The organism is Hymenobacter sp. ISL-91, from assembly GCF_018613725.1.
In the GTDB taxonomy this organism is placed as follows: Bacteria; Bacteroidota; Bacteroidia; order Cytophagales; family Hymenobacteraceae; genus Hymenobacter.
Genome location: NZ_JAGGPS010000012.1, coordinates 18,042 through 27,200 on the forward strand (window position 1 = coordinate 18,042; position 9,159 = coordinate 27,200).

General features: G+C 58.2%; 12 protein-coding genes and 1 pseudogene. 3 read left to right on the top strand and 10 right to left on the bottom strand.

Translation table 11 applies throughout. The annotated features are described in order from the left end of the window. The first annotated feature begins 52 nt into the window (after positions 1-52). Entirely contained in the window at positions 53-631 is a 579-nt protein-coding gene (locus J7E24_RS06440; RefSeq protein WP_251047064.1) for a GAF domain-containing protein, read from the top strand. Positions 632-663: 32 nt separating this feature from the next. On the opposite strand, the gene J7E24_RS06445 is transcribed toward J7E24_RS06440, so the two are convergent. From J7E24_RS06445 to ruvB, 8 genes and pseudogenes are all read right to left on the bottom strand, one after another. Further along, the gene (locus J7E24_RS06445) at positions 664-1,029 is read right to left on the bottom strand and encodes a hypothetical protein (RefSeq protein ID WP_215136330.1); all 366 of its coding nucleotides are present in this window, start codon (positions 1,027-1,029) and stop codon (positions 664-666) included. A gap of 42 nt (positions 1,030-1,071) precedes the next feature. Beyond that, the gene (locus J7E24_RS06450; protein WP_215136332.1) at positions 1,072-2,379 is read right to left on the bottom strand and encodes a PAS domain-containing protein; all 1,308 of its coding nucleotides are present in this window, start codon (positions 2,377-2,379) and stop codon (positions 1,072-1,074) included. Positions 2,380-2,425: 46 nt separating this feature from the next. Further along, positions 2,426-2,824: a hypothetical protein gene (locus J7E24_RS06455; RefSeq protein ID WP_215136334.1), complete on the bottom strand. Its 399-nt coding sequence runs from the start codon at positions 2,822-2,824 to the stop codon at positions 2,426-2,428. 174 nt (positions 2,825-2,998) lie between these two features. Next, complete coding sequence (locus tag J7E24_RS06460) at positions 2,999-3,412, bottom strand: hypothetical protein (protein WP_215136336.1); 414 nt, start codon at positions 3,410-3,412, stop codon at positions 2,999-3,001. A gap of 309 nt (positions 3,413-3,721) precedes the next feature. Then, a pseudogene (locus tag J7E24_RS06465) lies at positions 3,722-3,886 on the bottom strand (arsenical-resistance protein); the annotation flags it as partial. 111 nt (positions 3,887-3,997) lie between these two features. Next, positions 3,998-4,198, bottom strand: a complete 201-nt coding sequence (locus tag J7E24_RS06470; protein WP_215136340.1) for a helix-turn-helix domain-containing protein — start codon at positions 4,196-4,198, stop codon at positions 3,998-4,000. Between the two features lie 3 nt (positions 4,199-4,201). Further along, positions 4,202-4,729, bottom strand: coding sequence for a DUF2975 domain-containing protein (locus J7E24_RS06475; RefSeq protein ID WP_215136342.1), 528 nt, complete (start codon positions 4,727-4,729; stop codon positions 4,202-4,204). 226 nt (positions 4,730-4,955) lie between these two features. Next, positions 4,956-6,002 (bottom strand): Holliday junction branch migration DNA helicase RuvB, encoded by a 1,047-nt coding sequence (gene ruvB, locus J7E24_RS06480; RefSeq protein ID WP_215136344.1) that lies wholly within the window; start codon positions 6,000-6,002, stop codon positions 4,956-4,958. Positions 6,003-6,191: 189 nt separating this feature from the next. On the opposite strand from ruvB, the gene J7E24_RS06485 reads away from it, so the two are divergent. Beyond that, positions 6,192-7,160, top strand: coding sequence for a hypothetical protein (locus tag J7E24_RS06485; RefSeq protein ID WP_215136347.1), 969 nt, complete (start codon positions 6,192-6,194; stop codon positions 7,158-7,160). A gap of 133 nt (positions 7,161-7,293) precedes the next feature. Here the strand turns inward: J7E24_RS06485 and J7E24_RS06490 are convergent, their stop codons facing one another. Further along, positions 7,294-7,632: an HIRAN domain-containing protein gene (locus tag J7E24_RS06490; protein ID WP_215136349.1), complete on the bottom strand. Its 339-nt coding sequence runs from the start codon at positions 7,630-7,632 to the stop codon at positions 7,294-7,296. Positions 7,633-7,771: 139 nt separating this feature from the next. Between J7E24_RS06490 and J7E24_RS06495 the strand changes: the two genes are divergently transcribed. After that, a complete protein-coding gene (locus J7E24_RS06495) occupies positions 7,772-8,233 on the top strand; it encodes a DUF4268 domain-containing protein (protein WP_215136350.1) in 462 nt (153 codons plus the stop codon). An 85-nt stretch (positions 8,234-8,318) separates the two neighbouring features. Here the strand turns inward: J7E24_RS06495 and J7E24_RS06500 are convergent, their stop codons facing one another. Next, positions 8,319-8,906 (bottom strand): hypothetical protein, encoded by a 588-nt coding sequence (locus tag J7E24_RS06500; RefSeq protein ID WP_215136352.1) that lies wholly within the window; start codon positions 8,904-8,906, stop codon positions 8,319-8,321. Positions 8,907-9,159 lie beyond the last annotated feature (253 nt).

The window sequence follows — 9,159 nt, forward strand, 5'->3', positions numbered from 1 at the left end:
AACAGCTGCTGGCACAAATAATTACACGTATTATTGGTAAATTCCTTCTGCTATGCCAACTATACCTGCTATGTCAACTCAGCCCGAAGCTACCGTCGAAGCAGCGCGTCTGCAGGCGTTAAGGCGCTACAACATCCTCGACACGCCCCAGGATGGTAGCCTGAATCGCCTAGCAGAACTCGCAGCCCGGGTGTTTAACATGCCCATTGCCATCATCAGTCTGGTTGATGAGGACCGGATCTGGTTTAAGTCGCGCCACGGCGTAGATGCCGAGCAGATTGACCGGGGCGGTGGCCTGTGCGACTCGGCCATCCTCTCCGATGAGGTATATATTGTAGAAAACGCCCGCAACGACCCGCGCACCCTTACCAACCCACTGGTAGCGGGCGAATTTGGCCTCCAGTTCTACGCCGCCGCTCCGCTACGAACTCACGATGGCTACCGGTTGGGCACTTTCTGCCTCATCGACCAGAAGCAGCGCTACCTGAACGAAAACCAGAAGCTGATTCTGCAGGATATGGCGGCTATTGTGATGGATGAGATTGAGCTGCGACTAGCCGCCCGGCAGGCTGCTCAAGAAAACGAGCGGCAACTCCATGAGCTCCGGCAGCAGCTAGCGCTTAAAGCCTAACTGCTGACTGCTGCCTGTCTCATGCTTCGGGTTTAAGCGGCCAGCTTTGGCGGTTGCGTACTGAGGCGCTGCAACACGGCAACCAGCTCTTCGCCAACCTGCTCAATGCGCGTCAGGCCCCGGCGGGCTTCGTCAATCTGGCCTTGGCGGTACTGCGCCGCCAGCTCGCGGCCTGTAGCCAGCAGGTGCTGGAGCAGGCGCTCGGCTTCGCGCACTTCGGGCCGGTTGGGGTAGCGAGGCTTTACCTCGGTGCTCAGCCATAAGCCCAGCGCGTTGTTTTGCGGTGAGAACAGGTTCTCATCGGCCTCGCGCACTCCGTAAAGCACCGAACGCAGCTGCGACTTAAACAGAATCTGTTTAATGCGGGCCTGCTGAATATCAAGAGTCGTAAGATCCATGGGTGAGGAAGTGAGCAAAACTTGGGGAGCACACTTACTTACCTAGGAAGCAGCCGGGGGCGGTGTTAGCAGGCCTTCTAACTTATGGCGGGCCGTTACAAGTTCCGTTACATCGAAAGCAAAGCCGATTACACCCACAATCTGTCCTTTTTCACGCAGTGCCTGGTAAGAGAAGTCGAAATACCGTTCCTCGATCTGGCCCGTAGCCCGCCGGTGGAGTTGCAGCGGCATCTGCTTGCCAAAGAACGGCTCGCCTGTCTGGTACACGTTGTCGAGCAGCGCAACATAGCCCTGTTCGACGGCCTCGGGTACCACCTCCACCACAGAGCGCCCAATGAGGTCGTCGGTAGCGAACAGCTCATAATAAGGCGGGTTGGCAAACTCGAATATGTGTTGCGGCCCGCGGGCAATGCCAATGAGGGCGGGCGCCTGCTGAAACAGCGCATAAAACGTTTCGCGCTGCGAGTGGGCGAGCTGGTAGGCTTGGTACGCCTGATCGGAAAGCACTGCCTGCTCTTCGCTGGCCTGCAGTAGTTCCAGTACCATCAGCTTCTGATCCTGAATATCGACGCTGCAGCCTACCCACATGGTTACGGCACCCTCGGCATTACGACGCGGGATGCCGCGGGCCAGTACCCAGCGGTAGTCGCCATCGGCGCAACGCAGGCGGTATTCGGTCTGGTACGCTTCCCCCGACTCGTAGGCTCCGCGCCAGGCCGCGGCCGCACTGGCGCGGTCGTCGGGATGTACGCCGTCAAGCCAACCGAAATCGGTTTCGGCCTCCATTTGCTTGCCCGTAAAATTGAGCCAGCGCTGGTTGAAGTAGTCGGCCGCCCCGTCGGGCTGGGTAGTCCAGACCATAACGGGCAGCGACTCCAGGATAAAGCGGGTTCGTTGCTGACTTTCGAGCAGTTCGCGCTCTACGGCCTGGGCCTGCTGCTCGGCGCGATGCTGCGCGGTTACATCTTCTGTTTTGAGCAGAATCGTCTGAAGCTGGCCCTGGTCGTCGAACTGGGGGTAGTTGGTCGTCTGCCAGTACCGCTCCTCCAGGCCGCCACCCTGGTCAGTTGGGAGCTGCAGGTCGTAGCGGATGCGGGGCATTGTGTGAGACGTGGCGTGCTGGCGCACATATTCAAGCGAATTGAAAAGCACTTGCCACTCGCTCTGCTCTTCGCGCGGGAAAACATCGAATACGTTGCGGCCTACAATGTTGGCGCGTTCCAGCAGTGTGGTAGTCAGGTATAGGTTGCTGGCGTCCAGAATGGTGTGGTCGGGTGCCACCAACATGTAATGCTCGGGCAGTTGCCACAGATGATAGAACGTACCGGGGGCGGGAAGAGGGAGAGTCATGACGCAGAAACGAGAAACAAAGCAGGCAACACGCCTTTACTTACACTTACATACGACGAAGCCATGCGGCGGCCGTAGGCAGGTCTTGGAAGGACATAAAAGTAATACCGGCGGAGGTTTGCTGCATAGCCAACTCAGCCGAAAGCTGGCTGTATCGCTCGGGCGAGTGTACCCACGAAAAGTAGCGGCAGCCGGCGGCATGAAGCTGCGGAAAAATCACGTTGCCGCCCCACTTAGCCGCATCGGCCCACAGACCCGACACGTGGGTATTATCGTTGAGTATTTTAGCGCAACGCTCCTGCTTCAACAATTCAAGCAGCTTAAGCGCTCCGGGCACAATAGCTTCGTCATCGAGCTGGCCGTGCCAGTCAAGGTACAGCCAGTCGTCGAGGTAGTTAACGGAAATAGTCAGGGCAGGTGAGTCGTACAGGATGCGGCTGGCCATTACAAACTAGGTGGTGGTGGCAGGTTTATGGCCTCAGCCACGTTGGGTTAGAGCAAGATTGAAGAATGGGTACGCTGATTTGCGCGGGCAACAAAAGCTGTAAATAGCTTCCTATGCTATTCCATCATGCACCCGGCTCGTTTGAGCCAATAGGCCAATGCAGCCATCGGGTGCTTACAACACCTGCCGCAGCCATTGCTGCGCCGCCGCCTCCGAATCGAACATGCGGTAGGTGAGCGCGGCCACGTGGGCCTCAGTCATGAGTTGGCTGACAGAAAGACGGGCAATATCATCTTCGGGAAGCAATACAGCGCCATAAATGCGAGGAATGCCCCGCTGTTCGGCCGTAAGCCAGTAATCAACAATCCATTCACTTTCCCCGGGCGTAAAGGGCGTCATCAGCCGCTGGTCGCCCAGAAGCCTGTTCCAGCCCCGCAGCCCCAGCAACTTGCCAGTATGGGTAAGAAAGGACTGCAGGTGGTCGAGTCGGCGAAGTCCGGGTTCGTAAATAATATGGGCATACCCCTCGGGGTGTTCCATAACCCTCCCCACAGGGTTGTTGAAGTAAAGCCGGGAGGCAGCAGACATGAGCAACAGGTGGTTAGAGCAAGAGGCTAAAAGTGCCAGGTACAGATAACAGAAGGAAATATTGGTACCGGTGCCCCGGTATCAGGGAAGCGCCAGCACCATATGCATCCATTATTGAAGAGGCAATTTAGGTATTCCGCTTGAACGTGCGGCTGAATGATTTCGCCGACTTTTCGGGTACTTTCCTGCCTGAGCGGAACAATAAGTGCCCCGAAAGCTGCAGCCAGTGCATGTAGCAGCCTTCTGCCAACTTGTATATTTCCATGGGTGGCCAGGAAGCCAGCCACCTGTATTTGCGAGTAAGTAAGCTTACCAGCGGTGGCGTAGCCAGAGCGTTACGTGTACCAGGGCAACCAGGGTGGGCACTTCGATGAGTGGCCCGATAACGTCGGCAAAGGCCTGGCCCGAGGTCAGGCCGAACACGCCGATAGCCAGCCCGAAACTGTTGCCGGTGGCCGTGAAGGCAATACTCGTGTTCTCGACGTCGCCAGCGCCCCAGCGCCCCATCTATTTGCCGGCCACAAAGCCAGCACACCATGAACGTGCCAACGCCTCGGACAGCCCAATCAGTTTCAGCTACCCGAATTACCGACATTCCAGGATGTCGCCTGGCTGACAGTCCAAGGCTTTGCAAATAGCTTCCAACGTACTGAAACGCACCGCTTTGGCTTTACCGGTTTTCAAGATAGAGAGGTTAGCCAATGTTAGATCTACCCTTTCGGAAAGCTCATTCAGCGTCATTTTGCGCTTGGCCATCATGACGTCTAGGTTTACAACTATCGACATTAGCTACACAGTCAACTCGTGTTCAGCCTGGATGTCAACCCCTCGTTGAAACACCTGCGCGATAATAAATATAATGCCGGCCAAAAACAGCAATTCCCCGCCGGACCAGGCCACAGGTACTGCCACCCCGGTCTTTGTCAGCCATTTGCAATACGCATTGGCAATTAGCGCCAGCACCCCAGCCTGCAAAGCTACTTGGCTGATTTTAGTTATGAGCGAGGCCACCGCCAAACTGAAGGGCGTAGCAAAGTCCATTTTGCGGAAGATCTGGAGGACCAAATACGCCATATATGCCTTTAAAGCCAGAAAATACGCGGTGAACGAAACAACTCCAGCGTAGTGCCTGGCACTAAAGCTTTTCAGCTCGGACAGATCCAGCCCCATATACAGGTCGTGCGCCCCCGTTGGCTTAATGAACAGGCTAACGAAAAAGGCAATTAACAAGGTACCTGCCTGGATGCAGAACCCAATAAACACGACCCAGAATACGCCATGCATGAGTTGTAGAACAAACGTGGACTTGAGCTTCATATGAATGGTTTGATATGGCACTAAAAAGCAAGCTCACTCATGCAGCGTACAAAAGCTCCTTACTTATACAATTATCGATAAAAATTTATTGATAATCAATAAAAAATCTCTTCTATCATTATTTCCCCCCGGGTCACCACCCGCGCCTGTGCAGGCAGCCAAAGCAAAGGGCCCCTGAACAGTTCGTCCGGGGGCCCTTTACTTTAATTGCTATAAAGGAATACTTCTAACTGAACAGCTCGCCAGTAGATGCGTTGCCGCGCAGGTGCTGCGGCATCGGCCGGCCCAGGTGCTCATAAGCGGCCTCCGTTGCCTCGCGGCCGCGGCTGGTGCGCTTAAGGTAGCCCTCCTGAATCAGGAAGGGCTCGTACACCTCCTCAATAGTCTCGCCTTCTTCGCCGCAGGCCGTGGCAATGGTGCTGATGCCAACCGGCCCGCCTTTGAACTTGTCGATGATGGTGGTCAGAATGCGCTTATCCATGTCGTCGAGGCCACGGGCGTCGACGTCGAGGGCGGCCAGCGCGAACTGGGCAATATCCTGCGTAATGGTGCCGGTACCTTTAATCTGGGCGAAGTCGCGGGTGCGGCGCAGCAGGTTGTTGGCAATACGCGGCGTGCCGCGCGAGCGGCGGGCAATTTCGTAGGCCGCCTCATCCTCGATGGGCGTGGCCAGGATTTCGGCCGAGCGCCCCACAATGCTGGTCAGCAGTTTGGCATCGTAGTACTCCAGGCGGGAACTGATGCCGAACCGGGCCCGCAATGGGGCTGTAAGCATGCCCGAGCGCGTGGTGGCCCCGATGAGGGTAAAGGGCGAAAGCGAAATCTGCACCGAGCGGGCGTTAGGGCCACTGTCGAGCATGATGTCGATGCGGTAGTCCTCCATGGCCGAGTACAGGTACTCTTCCACTACCGGGTTCAGGCGATGAATCTCATCGATAAAAAGCACATCGTGGGGCTCCAAGTTGGTGAGCAGGCCGGCCAGGTCGGAGGGCTTGTCGAGCACCGGACCCGAGGTCATCTTGATGCCCGCTTCGAGCTCATTGGCGATGATGTGCGAGAGCGTGGTTTTGCCCAGGCCGGGAGGGCCGTGCAGCAGCACGTGGTCGAGGGCGTCGCCGCGGCGCTTGGCGGCGGCCACAAACACTTTCAGGTTTTCCACCACCTTATCCTGGCCGGCGAAGTCGTCGAAGGAAAGCGGCCGCAGGGCCTTGTCAATATCTTTATCGGTGGCATCGTAGTGTCCGGTGTCACCCGTCAGGAGCGGTTCGCGCATAAGTCTGGCAATAATTCAGCGTGTCGAAAGGTAACACTTTGCCGCCGGCCTTGGTGCCTTTTTTAGCAAAAAATAGTTGGCATCTCGAATACAACTAATATCCTTAGCAAAGCTGGGCGCAGCAGCGGCATTTACCCGCTTTGCCGGGGCCAGCGGCGTACCTTGCGGCCTCAACCCGCTGCCTCGCTTATGGCCCCTTCCGATTCCTGGCTCGATACTCTGCCCGCCGATTTCTACGCCCAACTCACCCACACCCTGAACCTGCATGGTATGGCCGCGCTGGAGCTGCTGAGCCGGCCCGCCACACCCGCCACCACCCGCCTGCACCAGCTTACCGGCCTCGATGTAACTACCGTGCACCGACTTAACTGTATTGCCAGCCACGCGCAACTGCTGGCTGCGCTGCGGCAGGAGCCACTGGCCGTGTACCACCTGCTGCTGCTAGGTGGCCTCACACTGGAAACCAGCCTGGCCGCGCCGGTACTGGCTTATGTGCGGCAGGCCATGGGGATTACCGAGGAGCAGTTGGGCCAGCTGCTCGCCTACTGCCAGCAGCTGAGCGAGGCCTTTCTGGGGCAGTTGGAAGAGCACGTAGCCGCCCCGGCAGGCACGGCTTCACTGGGGCTGCACCGGCTGGCAGTTGAGGAGGCATTTGCTGCATTCCTGGCCGGGCAGCTGGCGGCGCGGCCCGTGGCTGAGCTGCGGCCGTTGCCGCCGCAGCTGCACATTATGCGCCTGGCGCTGCTACTGGCCGTTAGCCTGCCGCAGGATACCGACCACCCGTTTGCGCAGGCCGTTTCCAGGCTACCCCACCTGCAGCCTCCGGCGCTGGAGCCACTGATTGCCCGGCTCGGCCATGCCCAGGCCCACGCGCCGCTGCCGCTCAGTATGCCCGAAGTGGTGCAGCTCTACCAGGCCCTGCAGGTGTGCGGCATGGTGTTCGTGTCGGATTTGATGAGCCAGATAGGGCTGGAAGACGCCTTTCCGACCCTGTCGGAGGAGGAGCGGCGGGCCAGCGAGCCGGCTCCGGCCAGCAACCGCGAGGCCGTGGGTAGCATCGTCGGCGGCTTTACGCAGTGGGTGCAGCAACATTTCCCCGACCACCCCGAAATAGCCCTGGCCCGCCAGCAAGTGCTGGCCCTGGCCGATTTGCTGTAGGCGTTGAACTGTATAAGAACGTCATTCAGAGCGCAGCGAAGAATCTCGCGTGCCAAAGTAATTCCTTACGGTAGGATTACCATTGCACGCGAGATTCTTCGCTGCGCTCTGAATGACGTTCTTTAATCCTCGTTTACCGCTCCAGCAGCACTTCAATTTCCAGATGCAGCCATTCGTCTTCCCAGGCTTTGTGGGTGAGGCGGGCCGAGAGCGGGTAGCCGGCATCGAGCAGGCGGGCGACGGTTTCGTTGCGGCCCTCGGGCAGATAGCCCAGCCAGAAGGTTTCGCCGGAACCAGCCGTAAGCACACGCACGGCCCAGTCGTCATAGGAACTGTCGGCTTCGCGGGTGAGGGCCAGCATCTGGCCGGGCTGCAGTTGCGGCTCGAACTCGCGCAGACCGGGGCGGTGGGTGGTGCCGGCCACGAGGCATTCGAGCAGCACCAGAGCATTGGCGGGGGCAGAATCGGACATGAACAGGAGGCGTAGTGAGGCCCTAAACTACGCAGCAAAACGGGTTTGGGTCGCGCCGGTTTGCACAACCCGCCACCGTTGGGCGCGTTTGTCCGGATTCGGCTGGCTCACGTTGCCGGCTCGTTACCTTTGCACCCCTATGTATAGCAAAACCGAAGCCACCCAGCTTCGCCAGGCTTTCTGGACCACGCTGGGCCAGTACATGCAGCCCGTACCCTCGGCCGACGGCGGGCCAGTGAACTGGATGAACTACAAAACCGGCCTCAAGCATGTGTACTTCCGCCTGCACGCCGACAACCGCCACGCTACCGTTGGCATCGAAATAACGCACCCCGACGAAGACCTGCGGGAGCTGTTCTTCGAGCAGTTCCGGGAACTGCGAACGATGCTGGAGGAAGCTACCGGCGAAGCCTGGACCTGGGAGCCCGAAGCCCTCAATGAAAGCGGCCAGCCACTGGCCCGCATCTACCAGGAGCTGCGCCCCGCCAACCTGTTCAACCGCGACGACTGGCCCCAACTCATTTCCTTCTTCAAGCCCCGGCTGGTGGCTTTGGACGAGTTCTGGAGCAGCGGGCAGTACGCTTTCGATGAACTGCGGTAAGGCGGCAGGCGCTGCTATTATCCTCATACTGGCTCGTGTGGGAGGTAGCAGGGAAGGTTAGTGAGTGGTAATGCCCGGCGTCAGCTTAATCTATGCCCAGGTCGCTGGTAAAGCTGTCCGTTAGCTGAATTTCCGCCACGTTGATGCCGCATTTTTCGGACGTAAGTCCAATAATAGCCTGCTGCACCTCATATAGAGTGGCTGGTACGGGTAGTAGTTGCTGGTAGTTTTGGGCAAGCAGCCAGTCGCAGAACTCCGCCAGAGTAGCACGGGGCCAGGCGGGCGGAACCGGCGGCGGGTAGTTGAGTCCGAACAGCCGTTGCAGCCAACCAGCCGAAGCTGGCCCAACCATTGTTGGTACCGAAGGTAGAATCAGGCTTAAGTGGTCTGCCAGTTGCGGCCGTACCATCTCATCCGGCCTTAATAACCCGATTTCCTGGAGCGGGGTAGCCGCCGTTATATCCGGAAACTGCCGCCGCAGAAAGCGCATCATTTTGGCTAACTGTTCGGCGTGGACAGCCGTGCGGCCGGCATTAGGCGGCAGGTTCTGAAGGCGCGTTACAGCAGCCGCAAAGTCGCCTACGGTACTAATGGTTTCGGCGAGGTGGTCGGAAATAGCTACCTGAAAGTAGCCTTCTACCTCATAAATCAGTTCAACGCTGTCCAGTCCCATAGCCTTACTGCCATATTTCCCGCCGTGGCCGCCACTGCCTCTTGCGTTGCTCCATCAGCAGACTGACAGTGTTGCCAGTGCCACAGCCAGCGCCCAAATCCAGCGTTACCCTGATAAGCGCGTAGCGTTGATGGATTGAAAACAACGGGGCACTCAGATAGGAAACAGCTTCGGTCCGGTACTGGCTGCGTAGATGCCTTATAGCCCCCGACATTCCGTACTCGGCAACGCGTACTAAGTAGTGTTGCATAAG